The organism is Phaeodactylibacter xiamenensis (genome assembly GCF_965229835.1).
In the GTDB taxonomy this organism is placed as follows: domain Bacteria; phylum Bacteroidota; class Bacteroidia; order Chitinophagales; family Saprospiraceae; genus Phaeodactylibacter; species Phaeodactylibacter xiamenensis.
On sequence record NZ_OZ245931.1, the window covers coordinates 864,101 to 879,706 of the forward strand.

Genomic DNA, 15,606 nt, shown 5'->3' on the forward strand with positions numbered 1-15,606 from the left:
CTATGTACGGAAAATTCTGGGATGCCTTTTATCAGAAAACCTATTCTGCCGGAAAAGCCCTTTGGGATGTCCCGCCTGAGGAGTCCGTACTAAAAGACTACGAAGTATTCAGCCCGGCTTTCAAGCAGGTAGGGACCGTCTTGGATATAGGCTGTGGTACAGGTGAACAATCTAAATTCCTGGGGGGGCTCTATACCAAAGTCATTGGGGTAGACGCCGCCCCCCGAGCCATAGAAATTGCCAATGCCTCGGATCATCCACCCAATGTACAATTTCAGGTTGGGGATTTATCTGACGGTGCCTTCATAGATGGGCTCCGGTCGCAGTTTGGCGATATGAATGTCTACATGCGTGGAGTGCTCCATCAAATCCGGCAGCCCGACCGGGAGAAAGTCGCTGGCAACTTACTCCAATTGATAGGCGATAAAGGTGCCTTATACCTGGTAGAGGTTGGAAAAAACATCAAAGAATACTTCCGCTCTGCCTCCAATTCCTTCCACGAACTACCTGAGGCCGTACAAGAAACCTTTATCAGCAACCTGCCGCCCCACGGCGTGGACGGGTCAGAAATCGCTGCCCTTTTCTGCAGGGAAGGCTATCAGTTACGCCGGCAAGGCAGCGGGTTTTTAAATACTAATTTGCTGTTGAGAGACGGTACACCTGTAAAAATTCCCGCCGTATTCGGTTTGATTGCAAAGAATTGAGTTATTTTGAAACTCATTTTATCATCCATACAAAACCAACGATAATGAAAAAGTCACCAGCCCTGTTTTTTGCTTTTATGCTGGGCCTCTTTATGGTATCCTGCTCCGGAGGCGAGTCCGACAATAACAATAATTCAGAAACTGCCACCAATACGGAAGCGACTGAAGTCCCAGCAAAGCCAAATGATACTAAAATAGCTATTCCTGATGAGCAATCTACAGAAGAATTTGTTCTTGCTAAACTCAAAAAGGCATTGAACAAACGAGGCATAGAGCTTTCTTCAGATCAGGAAACTGCCTTAAAGCAACTGATCAGCGAAAACGGCCTTACCCCAGAAAACCTTAAAGCAAAAAGGGCAGATATCCTCCAGAAAGTACAGGCGGAAATCCTAACGGCTGAGCAAAAGGCTTCTATAAAGAAGTAAGACAATGCGGCAGAGAGGGAAAAGCTCTTATACTGACGATTAAGTGGTTTGCCACAGCAAACCTACTCAATGCTTGCATTTGCGCTGGGAAGTGGCTTGCGCCTGCCCTGACAAGCTATGCTTCGTCAGTGGCCGATGTCGCAAATCCAAGATCCCAGACGATGAATGTCTGGACTGTAAGCCCCAGACGATGATGTCTGGATCAACGCCCCGATATTTATCGTTCCCCGTGCTGGCCGTCAGCGCCAGTAGGTGACCACTTCATATTGCGTATATACTCACTTTTGCTTTTCCCTCTCTATCCACCACAGCCGTCTGCATCTAATTGATTTCAAACAGCAGATAACTCCCTCTGTAAACTGTTTCCCCTCTAATACCCGCCCGCCCGGGAATACGATGTTTCCCCAGCGGTACGGTTTCGCCGGGTTCGCCCTTCACCACATTATCCGTAAAGATTAGCCTGACTTTGGGGGAGGTGAACAGCATTTGGGAAAAACGCCGGGTTTTTTCTGTTAGCGACTTTTCAGGGGTACGGTCCAGACTAGCCGTATTCATATCGAACAGGATATAGCGGAACCTCTCTGCTTTGAGTACATCGATAAAAGCATCTTCTTCTCCATCCAGCGCCCGCATTATCTCGTCATATTTGCCAAGCTGATTGTCCTCCAGTACGCGGCGATCATTGAAATTGATGTGATAGTTGAAGAAAGTGCCTACCCGGTATACTTTGTCTTCTTCGTTTTGATTGATGTAATCAATGGCTTCACCAAGATATGGCTTAAAAGATGACAAGGTTTCCGTGGCGTTTAAACCTTCTCCAAAAGACCGCAGGACCGGTTCCTGATAGATTAGGCCTGCATTTTTGGGAGGCTGCAAAGCAGATATAAAAACTAAAGCATAACTCATTAAAATATAAGCAGCCAGCGTCGCGCCTACTGCCCATGACCGAACGTTTCTGTACTCAAAGCCCGTAGACTGCGCTCCATAAACGAGGAAAATCATTAAGGTAACCAGCATTGGAAAGCCGTACCAGGTAATGCCGCTGCCAATAAGCAGCCAAAGTCCACCAAAAGCGATCGTGAATAAAAGCAGATAGCGGACTTTCTCAGCACTGCCTTCCCAGCGGATTTTAAGCAGCCAACCTGTTAAACCGCCCAGCAAAAGCAGTATGGCAAAAACACCGGAGAAAGCCATGTCTGATGCGGCCTCAAATAATGACGCTAATGGCCTTGCAGCAAGCAATAAAGTATTGTTAAAGGGGTCCCATATACCATTCACAAAACTTTCGTAAGCAGGCGGGGCACTCCGTAATAATTGTTCCTGCACTACTGCCAACCCTTCTTGATGGTCTACCGTCCATACTCCAAGCAAAAACAGGAATATGGATAGCACAAAGAGGGCTAAATTCGGAATGAGCTTGTTTTTCCCTTCTGAAAACAACAAAATGGGGAACAAAACCAGAAATAAAATTCCAATATCGATGTATTGTGACTTCAAAATATTGGTATTAATGGTCAAATCGTAAGGCAGGGAGGCATAAAGGGGCAAACCTGATTCATAACCCAAATATCGCTGAATCTCCTCTCGCTTTGCAAGAGCGCCGGCTGAGAACAAAAGGTCATCTGTTGTTTCTTCGTTTGTCTCTACAACCACTGACTTTACATTGTCAATACCATCTTCACGAAACTTAAACGCTATAGCTTTTTCCTGCTGTTCCGGTGAAAGTACCTGATCTGTTATGAAACGCAGAAGCTTACCGCGATTCAATTTGTCCGGGGCAGTGATATCTTCCTGCTCCAGGTAGTTGCTAATCTGCTCCAGTTGGGCAGCGGAAAGCGGTATGTCCAGTTCAACGGTGCGTTTTTTTATATTTTCCATCAGCCTTGCCGGATAGTCTACTTCAGGGGCTTGCGCCTGCGTCCTTATTACGGGTGTGGGGAAAGGCGCTTCTAAAAGAGCCTGAACGCCTACTTCTCCATTGGCAGCCAGATTGCGAATACCCCATGGGGCGAAGCACAGTAGTGCAGCTCCTCCGGAAAGCAGGTAAGCCATTAGCAGGGATTTGAGGTCTATCCCTCTCATCCAGGCAGGGACTAACAAGGCAACAGCAGCGCCAATACCGATCAGCCCTACCACATAAGGTGCTGTATTCCCAAAAGGAAAATAGCCGAAATTATTGCCTCCAAATAAGAACAGTACTCCGGAGAAACCAGTGACCAGGCTCATCGCCAGCCAATAATTCCCAAACCGGTAACCGATCACGGTGAAAATGGCGACAATACCGAGTAAGCCGGTGTACTTAATGCCAAAGGCGAAGCCCAGCAGCCACCCTGTGAGTAGCAGCATCCACTGAGTTGCCGAAAGGCCGAAGGGCAGCTTGGCGGGAGGTCCATCCGTAGTATCAGGCTTGGCAGTCCCCGTCCAGAACTCAATCAGCATAAGGACTGCCGCCAGGGTGATGAAGGTAAAACCCAGGTCCACTTTCTCATCGTAAAGGTAGTGAAAACTGAGGCTGGGGTTTAAGGCCAGCAGCCCAACAGCTGCCCAGGACCAGCTTCTGCTCAAGAGGAGCCGGGCTAACCTAAATGCAGCCAACAGCACCAGTAGGAAGGAAAAATGCGCAATGCCGATTGAAAATACCGCTTTCCCGAACAGCAACTCTCCAAGACTAAGGATGAGTTGCCAGTAGTAGGCCTGCCCGCCTTCGATCAGCCCTTTGTAATTAATGATTAGCTGAGTGGTATTCATATACAAAGCTGCACCATCAAAGCCAGTGGGAAAGGGCTTGACCGCTCCAATCCCATTGACTGCAAGCGTACTCAGCAGAAAGAATATTGGCAGCTGCATCCACCGATTTTTGTATTTATAGGCTTGCCGTTTTAGTAAAGTACCCTGCCAGAGACTCCAAACCTCCCGGTAACGCCACCCTAAAACCCCAAGGGCCATAATTCCGGCAACCATAGTAGTGAGTTGATGAACAGCCCCCAGTAAAAATACCACTATCCCGATAAAACTAGTACCGATAGCAACCCGGAGCAGGCTTGTGGTGCCTTTTGAGAGACGGTTGGACAGGAAAGATACTCCTGGCTGACCGGCTACGTAGGCCAGGGTGTAAAGCAAAAACAAACCGCCGTGTACCAGAACATTTATCCCCAAAAAGCGCCAAAGCCCGGCCGGGGTATCAAAAATGCTGTACCGGTTGTTGAATACAAGCATCGTGACCACCTGAAAGAGTAAAAACAATCCGTAGACCTGAAGTCCATTCACCTTACGGGTCCGGCCAGATTTCCCACTGAAAACCCACCATGCCCAGGCGCCTGCTGCAATAATGGTATTAGCAGCAAAAAGGTCTGCATTGGGCATCATGAGCAGACTGGTGAAGTAATAGGGATGGAACCCAAAGTATGCGATAAGTACTAAAAGCACCCAGAAAATACTAAATGCGCTGATTAGAATGCGGTTGAGGTTTTGTGACACTGGAGTTTTCATACTTGTTTAATGTTAATGAGGCTTTTCGTTGATTTTTATTTACTTACCTGCTGGTAGGTTAAAAAAGTTTCATAGGCCGTCCGCAGCCAGGAAAACGCCCTAGCCCGGCGCAATGCCGCCTTTCCCAGATCAGCTCCATCAGCAATCAAAACCTCTTCCATACCTGCCCGGATTGCCCCTACGCTGCCGGCATCCACGCCGACCCCACCGTCTCTCACTACTTCAGGCATAGAGCTGTTGTTTCCAAAAAGTACAGGGGTGCCACAAAGCATGGCTTCCAAAGGAGGCAGGCCAAAACCTTCATAATGAGCTACATAACACAGGGCTACCGCACCGGAATACACCGTTGCAAGGTCCTCATCTGCCACATAACCTGTGAAGTGAATGGAAGAGGCATAAGGGTGCGCCTTATCGTAAAGGGTGCTTACCTTCCATCCGCGTTTTCCGCACACCACAAAGGTCAGGTCTTCATAGGCTCCTGTAGATTTAAGCTGCAGGAAAGCGGCGAGGGTGTTAGCAAGGTTTTTTCGTGGCTCTATGGTTGAAAGGCTCACCAGGTAGGGCCCTTCAGGGATTTGATACCGCTCCCGCACCTGATGTAAACGCTGTTCCGTTCTCACGGGGTGGAACAAATCACCATTAGCAGCTTCGTATATAACCTTTATCCTGTCTTGTGGGATGGCATAGCTGGCCTGGACATCCCGACTGGTCGCTTCAGAAACAGCAATCAGGCAAGCCGCTTTTTTCTCCAGAAAGCGCATGCCTGCTTCTGACAGTTTTATGTTGTGTTTTTCGTGAAACGCAGGATAAATAAGATGGGTCAAATCGTGAACTGTACCAATAACCGGCAGTGCATAGGGTTTGATGAAAAAGTAATTCTGGGGTAAAGGGAGATGTATAAGGTCATAGTTCTGCATAATCCGCTGTTGGCTCGCTCTTGCCTTATACCGCCCCACCGCCCCCCTCACCCAGCTCAAAAAAGAACGGGCGGGCAACCGGGTATATATCCGCCTGAGCGGTTGATATATGAAAAGCGGGAGGTTGTCAGCCAGCCATGCTTTAAGCCGCAGCAGGATATGCTCATATCCTGAAGGCTGATCGCTACGGTGCAAAGCTTCATCGGATAGCTTTTTTTCCGATTCACCTTCCCTTTTGGCTTCGGTGTTAATCAGGTCTATAACAGAACGCAGCGGCTTAATGCTATCCCCAATGAGGCAATCGACTAATAGCTTTTCGGGCAATTGCGATTGTAAAGCATTCAAAGCCTGCAAAAGCTCTACCTGATACCTGCGGACCCCATCCATAGTCGTATCCGCTAATTTATTGGCCTCCATAAGTACACGTACCGGCTGCATGGCAGGAGCCTCATTAGCCCCCCTACCGTAGCCAAACTCCTGTAGCGTCGTTCCATGCAGTTCGCCAAACAGGGACTGCAGGTCTTCGGGCATCTCCTCCTTCCATGAACCAGCTTTGCCCTTGCGAAAGTTCTTCCGGGCAAGGGCTGCGACCTCCTCTTCCCGGGCCAGGAACGTAGTCCCACTTCCATACTGCGGCTGACCAAACTTCAGCTTCTCAAAGGTTGGCAGTCGCTCCCGGTTGGGGTCAGGAAGGTCCATTACTTTGCGGAGTTTTTCCACTTCGCGAAGCGGGTCTTCGATTAAGTCTTCATAACGAATAACAACATCGGCCTCAGCCGTCCACTGCTGCACATTTTCGGACCAGCCACCGAAGTAACTGCCACCTAGCGCGAGCGTTGCTTCCAGAAGGTTGGTGTAGAAATCCGTGCCTGGTTCAATGATATCTTTTCGGTGGTGGGCCAAAGAAACAAGTGCATCCCGTCCGTCACGAACAAGATATACCTTGGGTGCAGCACGGTGTTCCTCCGGCAACTGATCAGGCAGCAGGTGGGTTTTCACAAAGGGATAGGCGGCATAGTTCTCGTCCATCGGATAGTTGTCTTCCCGATGGAACGTACTTGATTCCAACCCGTAAACTTCAAACAGAATATTTCTAAAAAAGGTATTGCCCGAACGAGGGAATGAAGCCAGCCATATCATATTAAGCAAATCTATTTCTGAGCCCTAAGTTAAAAAAGTTAAATTTATGCCCTGAAAAATCTGATAAATCTATGGCTGACAAACGCAGAGTACTGTTTCACCGGACCTGGACGAAGCCCAATGGCGGCACGAGCGGTGGTCAGATGAAGGTACGTGATGCGTTCGTTCATTTCCAGGCTTCAGAGCGGTTTGAGCCCAAGGTTTACTTTCCGCCCTCAACGCTTTGGGTTGATAACCCTGGCAACGTCTGGCGCCCTTTCCGCCAACGGGGCATCGGAGAGTGGTCTATCCTTCCGGACGATGTACTCTTCTTCTCCGGCCATGATTGGAATATTCTCAGTGAGGCAGAACGGCAACGCCCGCCTGTGCCCATTCTCAACATCGCCCAACCACGGCATACCAACCCCGAAGACAAACGCCATGCGTTTCTAAGGCACCCCGCTATACGCATCGCCAAAAGTTCTGTTGGTAAAAAAATACTGGAAGACCATGGCGTAAACGGACCTGTTTTCCTGATACCGGACAGCATCGACTTCACTTTACTCCCTAAGCCTAACCCCAACCCGGATCTGGACCTCCTCATCGTAGGGTTAAAAAACCCGGGGCTGGCCAAACGGCTGGAACAGCGCCTCAAACGCAAAAACCGCTGGCGGTGGCGCAAGTGGAAGATCAAAGTGCAAACCCCTCCCCTGCTGCCTACCCGACAGGATTTCCTCCAACTGCTCAACCGGGCAAAGATCGTCGCTTATCTGCCGCTGGATGCCAGCCGGGGCGCAGAAGGGTTCTACCTGCCGGCCCTGGAAGGTATGTACCTGGAAAAGCTCGTCATCTGTCCCTATGCTGTTGGGAATATTGATTTTTGCATTCCCGAAAAGACCTGCATACAACCGGATTACAATGAAGAAGCCCTCATGGAAGCCATACTGCGGGCACTCCAAATGCCGGATAGCGAGCGGCAGCCTTTCCTACAGCAAGGCAAAGCCATCACCGCCAACCACGATATCAAAAAGGAGAAACAATCCATGTTGAACCTCCTGCATCAGGCCGATGAGCTCTGGGCAGATCAATCGCTTTTCCAATATGGACAATAGCACAGGTAAAAATATCATCCTCACGGGGCCACCACGCTCCGGCACAACGCTAAGCTGCTTCCTGCTTAATCAGTTGCCCAACACTATCGCGCTGCACGAGCCTATGAACCTGGGTATGTTCCAAAGCCAGGAACAGGGACTTGAGGAAACCCAGCAGTTTTTCGCAGCCATGCGGCAGAGCCTGCTCACAGAGGGTAAGGCTTTGTCCAAAGTCAAAGCCGGCGCCATTCCTTCTAACCCTTTCGGGAAAGCGGAGGAGGGAAAACGAGCCAGCCTGGTAAAAAAAGATTGGATACACTTTGAGAAACCCCTGCAGGAAGACTTCACGCTGGTGATTAAGCAAAATGCGCACTTTACCTTTTTGCTGGAGCCCCTCAACCTTCTCTATCCGCTGTACACCATCATACGCAATCCGGTCTCCACCATTGCCTCCTGGAATACCATTCAGGCGCCGGTATCCAAAGGCAACCTGACTGTGCTTAAAGGGCTGCGCCCGGCACTATTCGAAGCCTTAGAGCGCATTCCGGACTTGCTGGACCGGCAGGTACGCCTGCTGCATGAACTTTACCTTCCCTACCGCCTGCTGCGGGAAGAACAGATCATTCGCTACGAAGATATTGTCGAAAGCAATGGAGCAGAGTTGAATAAAATTGCACCTGGACCTGCGGCGATTGATCACCCGCTGGAAAGTAAAAACCGAAATAAGCTGTATGACGAAAGCTTAAGGTCTGCTATTTTAGAGCGGCTGATTCGGTTCGGAGGCTGTTATCTGGACCACTACAATGAGGCGGAGTTGACCCGTTCGCTTTAAAACTGTCATGCCAAAATTATACCGGGCAATCCTGGCAGGCAGATGCAGGATGCCGTGCAGTGACCCAGCTGATATGTTTTTTTCTCTTTATTTTTGTCGTAGCGGAATCCAACTAAACGAATCTTTGTGATGCTCAATAAGACGGCAACTCATCTCCGGAAAGCAAACAATGCCATTACGGCAGATCTCAACCTATCTGAGTTTTTTAATATCCTGATACCCCTTATTGCATCTGGTCTTGCCGTCTATTTATTCAAACTAGAGGCTTCTACCGGGCTTTCTAATTTAATGCCGTTTATTATCGGTGGTTTTGCGATCCATATCGTTCTTCCCATACGTTACAAATTGCCATTTTTCTTTTCTCTGTGCATCGTAGCGTTGTTCGTTATCTTGGGAATGGAGACAAGCGTTTGGATTTTAGCGCTTGGCATGGGACTTTTTGGGGTCACGCAGATGCCGGTAGCCCTGAGCACCAAAAAGTACATCATTCTTGCGTCCACTGCTCTAATCGCGATATTGTTTTTGAATGGAGCATTTCCCAATAAGGTTATTCCTGTACTTGGTGGGATTTTTATGTTTCGCATGATTGCCTATCTCCATGAAATGCAGCATCAGAAACAACCGGAGGGCATATGGATGCAACTCAGTTACTTTTTTCTGCTGCCGAACCTGATCTTCTTTATCTTCCCGGTAGTCGATTACAAAGTGTTCACTAGTAGTTACTACCGAAAGCCGGCTTATGCCACCTACCAAAAAGGCCTGATATGGATCGCCAACGGGTTGTTGCATTTGTTTCTTTACCGCATCATCTACTATTACCTCATACCGGCTCCTTCTTCAATAACCACAGTCTATGATCTGCTCTTGTTTTTGGTAGCGAGTTATGCCCTGATTGTACGCCTTGCCGGAATATTTCACTTTTCGGCTGGTGTAATTTGCCTTTTTGGGTTTGACCTGCCGCCTACTTTCCAACACTACTTTTTTGCCCAAAACTTTAGCGACCTTTGGCGTAGAATCAATATTTACTGGCGGGATTTCGTCATGAAAGTTTTTTACTACCCTATTTTTTTTAAAATCAAGCACATAGGGACGGCTCCTGCAATTATTGTGACCATTCTTATTGTTTTCTTTATCAATTGGTTCTTGCACGGGTATCAGTGGTTCTGGATTCGGGGAAGTTTCCCCCTCACGATTCAGGATGCTGTTTTCTGGGGTGTTTTCGGTATTGTTGTGGCGATCAATGCAGCCATGCAAGTAGTACGCCGACCGAAAAGAGTTAATCATCTCATTTTCTCGCCTGTAAATGCAGCAAAAGTAGCTCTGTCAGTAATTGGGACTTTTATGTTCATTGCACTGCTGTGGTCTTTTTGGACCACCAATGACATTCAGCAGTGGGCTGAGATGATGCTTGTATTCACGACTGTTACGGTCAGACAAGCCATAACTATTCTACTCGGGGTTTTGGTACTAATCGCAATAGGCATTGGCATCCAATACCTTTATTTCAAAACCCCGAAGGGGGCTTCCTGGTTTTACTGGCCACCCCGATTCAAGCTTCAGTTTATCACGGCAATGCTGGTGCTGGGATGTATATTTGCTCTTCCGGAAATCAATCAGCACATACAGGGCACGCTAAACTTCGACATGGCGCCCGTGCTGGAAACCAGGCTCAATGCTGCAGACCAGGAAAACATGTTCAAAGGGTATTACGAAACACTACTGCCAAATCAAAGCCTCATGGGAAGCCCGCTGAATGAAATCAACCGGGAGAAACCTGATAACTGGAAAAATCTTTCTGAGACCACTTTTTATACCCCTACTAATGATATTTTCCTGAAGCGAATCACACCCAATCTGGATACTACGCTCAAAATGGCCCCCTTTAAAACGAATAGCGCAGGATTCCGTGATGATGAATTTACCGTGGACCAAAGTCCCGGGAACCTTAGAATAGCTTTGAACGGAGGCTCTATCGAAATGGGGGCAGGCGTACCGAATGAACAGATTTTCGCTTCCATTGTGGAATCCAAACTGAATACTGAAAAGCCATTTGCTGATTTGGGATGGGACACTGCCGACCTTCTTAATTTTTCCATGCCAGATAACCACATGCCCCAGCAAATTGGGACCACAGACCGGCTCATCCCCAGATACCAGCCAGATATTGTGATTTATACGGCTCACCACCGGGAGCGCCTGCGCCTCATACGAAACCTTAAGATTCTGGGAACCAGGAACGTAGAAACCGGATATCCCTACCTGCAAGAAATACTGCAGGAGCTGTCGAATACACCCGAGCCGAAACAGCAACAGGCTCAAGAGTTGGCAGATGCTGTCATCAAATGGGGGCTGGAGACCTTCCGGGACTCCTGCCAGGCAATGGGGGCTATCCCTGTTTGGGTATATATTCCGGTATTAAACCGCAATCTTGACCTGGAGGAGAAAAATGAACTGATGGCAATGGCCAGAGAAGTAGGTATCATCACACTTGACCTCTCGCAAGTGTTTCAAAATGCAGAAGGCGTCAGTCCCATTGATTTATGCCTGGCGGAATGGGACCGGCACTTTAGCCCGTTGGCACACGGTATGGTTGGTGAAGCACTTTATCAGGCACTGGTGGAGTCAGAGCAACTGCGCTCAACGCTGCGTAACCTTGCCGAAGAAAGAAACATCGATTAGTCCTTCCTCCATCTGCTTAACAAATGTGAAGTAGTCTTGGTAGGCGTCCATCCATTTGAGCATAGCTTCGTAAAAAAGCGGCTGTTTGGTAAGATTGTTTTCCATTTGCATATGCTTCCAGGGGTTTTTCTTACCTGAATAATGCACCAGTTTGGCAGTATCCAGCGTGTCTCCCTCGCGCTCCTTAATGATATCCGCCAATCCTAACCTGAAGTTATAAGTGCCAGGCAGCGCATGATAATTCTTTCGGAAATACATGTTGAGCAGGTACTGGTCCGTTGAGGGGCGCTTTAGGCTTTTATACAAATCAGGGTTGACCAGCTTCAGCAATTCTTTATAGGTCTTTTTATTCACCCATTCATCCGTAAAGAACATGATACCGGCATTGAAGGTGCGGTACCAGAAGTGGTCTTCCTCTGTTGGGGCCTGTGCCACCTGAAAGGTAGTGCCATCTTTAGCTTTCCCCAGATAAGTTGCCCGGTCCGGCACACACATCATGGGATATTCAAGGTCCATAAGCTCCCCAAAATCCCCCTGGATCAGGACATCGCTATCAATATACATGTAGCGTTTATACCCTTCGAGCATAAACAGGTTTAAAGAATAAAAAACCATTTTTTTATGCGCTAAATCTCCCCGAACAGCAACAACTTTGTCGATAGCCTGAAGCAGATCCGCCGCAAATTGCACATTAGGGAAACGCTCCAAAAGGCTTTTTTCTGAATCGGATAAACCATAGCCATAGATGATGATATCTCCGTCGAACCACTTATTGTACTTGAAGAAAGTATACAACATGACCAATGTCCCGGGAATGAAATCTGATGTGGTAATGGTAATCAGACAGTGAGGCTTTTTCTCAGGCTTTGACCAAAATGCCATTTCGATTTTGTTTTGAAGAGTTATTCCGACCGGAAAGTATTAGTTACATTTCGAAGTGCCGAATCTTTTTTAGCTTCATCTCCTTGACCCGCTCAGTCATATTATCACCGACGATATCATTGATGTAATACTCCAGTGCACCTGTGGTGTCCTGAGAGTCCTGTATCAATTCCCCGCTCCGCATGACTAAGACTCGATTAGCAAGTGCCATTACCTTACGGATACGGTTCGTAACGTAGAGGACGGCACGCTCTTTTTCTTGCACATATTCTCCTAAATGCTCGTAACACTTGGTTTTAAAGAGGCTGTCCCCCACTGCCAGGGCTTCATCAATAATAAACAGATCCGGCTCCGTAGCGATAGCAACCGAATAAGAAAGCCGGGCCCGCATACCGGAAGAGTAGTTCCCCACCGGCGTATCAAGTGCATACTCCAATTCAGAAAAGTCGATAATAAAGTCCAGCTTTCGCTTCAGTTCTGCTTCCGTCATACCGAAAATAGCTGCTTTCAGCTTCATATTTTCAAGACCCGTAAACTCATTACGCAAGCCAACATTGAGTGCAAAAATGGGCGTTACTTTTAATCCTTGCCTGTACTTAATCTCTCCGGATGTTGGCTGGTAAATCCCGGCAATCATCCGCATCAGGGTGGTCTTGCCTGAGCCGTTCGCCCCAATTACTGCAATAATCTCACCTGGCTTGACCTTAAAGGAGACCTCATGGGTGGCCCAAAATTCTTCCGGGCGCAACTGCGTCGTTATCGGCAAGCCAACAGTTTGGCGGGCAACATCTTTTATGCCATAAAAGAGGCTCCGCTTTAGCCTGCGGCAAAACTTTTTAGAGACTTGGTTTATTTCTAACAGATGCTCATCCATAAGTTCTGGTCCGGTTAATTACTGATAAGGCGTTCAAGAACAATTGAGCTTGATTTCAACAGGAACCGGAATGAAACCGCTACCGCGATTAAGCTCACCCCGGAGAAAATCAGATAATGCAGGGGCATATAAAAAGTACCGCTGGTGAGCAAGTCCCGGCTAAAACCAATGAGATAGGTTAGTGGGTTATAATTAACAATTACCTCAAGCCAGCTTGCCGTAATTTTGGGGGTATACACAATTGGGGTTAAAAACATTAGCAATTTCATCCCCTCATCAATAAGGTTGGCCACATCTACCATAATAACCCGAAAAATAGCGACCACCATCCCTAAGGCCATACCGAGCAATAGGAGCGGCAACAAGGAAATCGGGAAAAGCAGTGCCAGTGCAGAAAAACGTACCCCAAATGCCAGTAAGACTATAATATTGACTACAAAAGGGATGATGAAATTAATCAGATGTACCACTATTTTTTGCATGAGCAATGGCTCGAAAGGCACCTCGGACATAATTAACATACGCCCGTTTTTCGTCAATAAATTGCTCGTGGACTTGTAGGCCTCCAGGAAAAAGCCCCAAATCGACGTGCTGAGCAAAACATAGGCCGGGTAAGGAATATCTGTTTCTCCAGGGTTAACGACTCCAGCTCCGTTTAGGACCACCCAAATAATAACAGCAAGAATGGGCAGTATGAACATCCATGCCATCCCCAAAAAGGATTTTTTGTACATCCCTATGATTTCCACCTGCGTCAGTTGTTTGACCAGGTACCACCAGGATTTAACGCTCCCAAAAAACTTCCACATCGCAATTTACTTTCCGGTTACTAAACGCACTTCAAGGAACAGGCTCTAAACAAAGATAGTATACTTTATTGGTCCACTGACATATCATACCCGTATTGCTCCATAAAAAAACCAAAAACTTCCCTCGCTCGTTCCAGGGCCTCAGGGCTGTAGAATGATTGGAAGCCCTGATCACTTTTACGAGTAGTGTTCACTTTGGGCAGTTCTATGCTTTCCGTTGGAATACCTGTCAGGGAAAAAGCATGCTTCAGGTCAGGCTCCAGAGATTCGTACTTGATAATGAAGTCCATGTACTTCAGGGTCTGCTCATGAAAGCCTATTCCGTAAGGCTTGGTATAGAACTTCAGGAAATAATCAGAAAAGTCAGCGTTTGTTTTTTCCAAATAATGGTAGCGCTCCATCGCTTCGGGATGGATTGGTCGCCCGGTCCTGAGCCGCCCCCGGGAAAACTTCCCTTTATGGTCGTTCTTTTTCTTAAAGTACTCGCTAACAGCGGAATCCATTGGGTGCCGAACGCCTGCAAAAGTAAAATACAGTCTTTCTTCTGGCGTAGCTGTTTCACAAAACTGCAGGTAGGAGTTATGCCTTTTGCCTCTTCTCTCTCCATTGAAATGGATGGTCAGGTAATTGGAGATGGCAGACGAAGCAGTTCGGGGCACACTAAAAAAACAGTATTTGTAGGTATGGCTTATTATCATTTTTCAAAATTCTCGATCTTTTAAAGTGGAAGGGTTCTGCAATGTTTCAAAATGATGTTCCCATGGCGCTGTTAAGACCATCATGCTAGGAACGGGTTCGTTCATTCCTGCTCATCATGATTGAGACACGTCTAATTAGCAAAATTTTCCTGAAACAGCTGCCGGGTTTTACCTGAATAACCCTACCCTTCACTCCATTCCTCCAACATTTCCATATACAGCTTATTCCACAACTGAAAGGCGCGCCAATACACCTTATTCTTAAGTACCATTCTTAAGACTTGGTCCGCCATCCACGGGTTTTTTTGACCCGGAAAATGGAAGATTTTTACATCTTCAAAGCTAAAACCTTCCTGCGTTTTTATATGCTCCGCAAGGTTGACCCGATAGTTGTAAATGCCAGGTAAGATATGATAATCATTTCTAAAAAAATGATTGAGCAGAAACTGATCTGTTGTTGGCCTTCCAAGCCCTTCATAAAGTTTGGGGTCCAGCAAATCAAGAAGTGACTGGTATACTTTCCGGTTAACCAGTGCTTTATCAAGAAAGAAAATACCGGCATTGAATGTCCGGAACCACAAATTGCCACCCCGGTCAATATCTTGTACCATCTCAAACGTATCCCCATCCTTGGCAAAACCTTTATAAGAAACAGAATCCTTACAGCACATTAGGGTATGGTCCATGTCAACCAACTCTTCAATGCTATCCTGAAAGAAAACGTCACTATCTATGTAGAAGTACTTGTCATATCCCTTTAGGTTAAAGAGGTTCAGGGAGTAAAAAACCATCTTTTTATAGGCGAGCCCTGGGCGGACTTTTAGTATCGCCTCCACCCGCTCTACGACCTCTGGAAATGGCTCTATAAACTTTACATTTGGAAACCGTTGCAGGTAGGCGCGATCTTTATCTGATAAATCATAGGCATAGATGAGAATGTCGCCTTTAAACCAGTCGTTATATTTCAGGAAAGAATATAACATGACCAGGGTGCCCGGTACAAAATTTGGGCTTGTTATGGTTACCAGGCAGACTTTTGTTTTTTTAGGCCAAAGTCTCATTGGAAATTCGTTTGGTATGGAACCTT

12 protein-coding genes are annotated in these 15,606 nt (G+C 47.2%); 5 read left to right on the top strand and 7 right to left on the bottom strand.

Annotated features, from left to right (window positions below; translation table 11 throughout):
- Window positions 1-2 precede the first annotated feature (2 nt).
- The gene (locus ACO08I_RS03230; protein ID WP_282775752.1) at window positions 3-704 is read left to right on the top strand and encodes a class I SAM-dependent methyltransferase; all 702 of its coding nucleotides are present in this window, start codon (window positions 3-5) and stop codon (window positions 702-704) included.
- A 44-nt stretch (window positions 705-748) separates the two neighbouring features.
- Window positions 749-1,129 (top strand): hypothetical protein, encoded by a 381-nt coding sequence (locus tag ACO08I_RS03235; protein WP_421948463.1) that lies wholly within the window; start codon window positions 749-751, stop codon window positions 1,127-1,129.
- Between the two features lie 321 nt (window positions 1,130-1,450).
- On the opposite strand, the gene ACO08I_RS03240 is transcribed toward ACO08I_RS03235, so the two are convergent.
- Both ACO08I_RS03240 and ACO08I_RS03245 read right to left on the bottom strand, forming a co-directional pair.
- Window positions 1,451-4,618: a hypothetical protein gene (locus ACO08I_RS03240; RefSeq protein WP_421948464.1), complete on the bottom strand. Its 3,168-nt coding sequence runs from the start codon at window positions 4,616-4,618 to the stop codon at window positions 1,451-1,453.
- Between the two features lie 35 nt (window positions 4,619-4,653).
- A complete protein-coding gene (locus tag ACO08I_RS03245) occupies window positions 4,654-6,675 on the bottom strand; it encodes a glycosyltransferase (protein ID WP_282777594.1) in 2,022 nt (673 codons plus the stop codon).
- Window positions 6,676-6,746: 71 nt separating this feature from the next.
- Here ACO08I_RS03245 and ACO08I_RS03250 point away from each other — a divergent pair, with 71 nt between their 5' ends.
- The 3 genes from ACO08I_RS03250 to ACO08I_RS03260 all read left to right on the top strand — a co-directional run bounded on the left by ACO08I_RS03250 (window position 6,747) and on the right by ACO08I_RS03260 (window position 11,256).
- Entirely contained in the window at window positions 6,747-7,766 is a 1,020-nt protein-coding gene (locus tag ACO08I_RS03250) for a glycosyltransferase (protein WP_282777593.1), read from the top strand.
- On the top strand, window positions 7,756-8,577 hold the full coding sequence (locus ACO08I_RS03255) for a hypothetical protein (RefSeq protein ID WP_421948465.1): 822 nt from the start codon (window positions 7,756-7,758) through the stop codon (window positions 8,575-8,577). The genes ACO08I_RS03250 and ACO08I_RS03255 overlap by 11 nt, the downstream gene beginning before the upstream one ends.
- Before the next feature lie 129 nt (window positions 8,578-8,706).
- Entirely contained in the window at window positions 8,707-11,256 is a 2,550-nt protein-coding gene (locus ACO08I_RS03260; RefSeq protein ID WP_421948466.1) for a hypothetical protein, read from the top strand.
- On the opposite strand, the gene ACO08I_RS03265 is transcribed toward ACO08I_RS03260, so the two are convergent.
- The 5 genes from ACO08I_RS03265 to ACO08I_RS03285 all read right to left on the bottom strand — a co-directional run bounded on the left by ACO08I_RS03265 (window position 11,215) and on the right by ACO08I_RS03285 (window position 15,580).
- Window positions 11,215-12,138, bottom strand: a complete 924-nt coding sequence (locus ACO08I_RS03265; RefSeq protein ID WP_421948467.1) for a glycosyltransferase — start codon at window positions 12,136-12,138, stop codon at window positions 11,215-11,217. The genes ACO08I_RS03260 and ACO08I_RS03265 overlap by 42 nt on opposite strands.
- Before the next feature lie 43 nt (window positions 12,139-12,181).
- Window positions 12,182-12,904, bottom strand: a complete 723-nt coding sequence (locus tag ACO08I_RS03270) for an ABC transporter ATP-binding protein (protein WP_421948468.1) — start codon at window positions 12,902-12,904, stop codon at window positions 12,182-12,184.
- 122 nt (window positions 12,905-13,026) lie between these two features.
- Window positions 13,027-13,821, bottom strand: a complete 795-nt coding sequence (locus tag ACO08I_RS03275) for an ABC transporter permease (RefSeq protein ID WP_421948469.1) — start codon at window positions 13,819-13,821, stop codon at window positions 13,027-13,029.
- 65 nt (window positions 13,822-13,886) lie between these two features.
- The gene (locus tag ACO08I_RS03280; protein ID WP_282776384.1) at window positions 13,887-14,519 is read right to left on the bottom strand and encodes a sulfotransferase family 2 domain-containing protein; all 633 of its coding nucleotides are present in this window, start codon (window positions 14,517-14,519) and stop codon (window positions 13,887-13,889) included.
- 182 nt (window positions 14,520-14,701) lie between these two features.
- Window positions 14,702-15,580, bottom strand: a complete 879-nt coding sequence (locus ACO08I_RS03285; RefSeq protein WP_282776382.1) for a glycosyltransferase family 8 protein — start codon at window positions 15,578-15,580, stop codon at window positions 14,702-14,704.
- Between the last annotated feature and the right edge of the window lie 26 nt (window positions 15,581-15,606).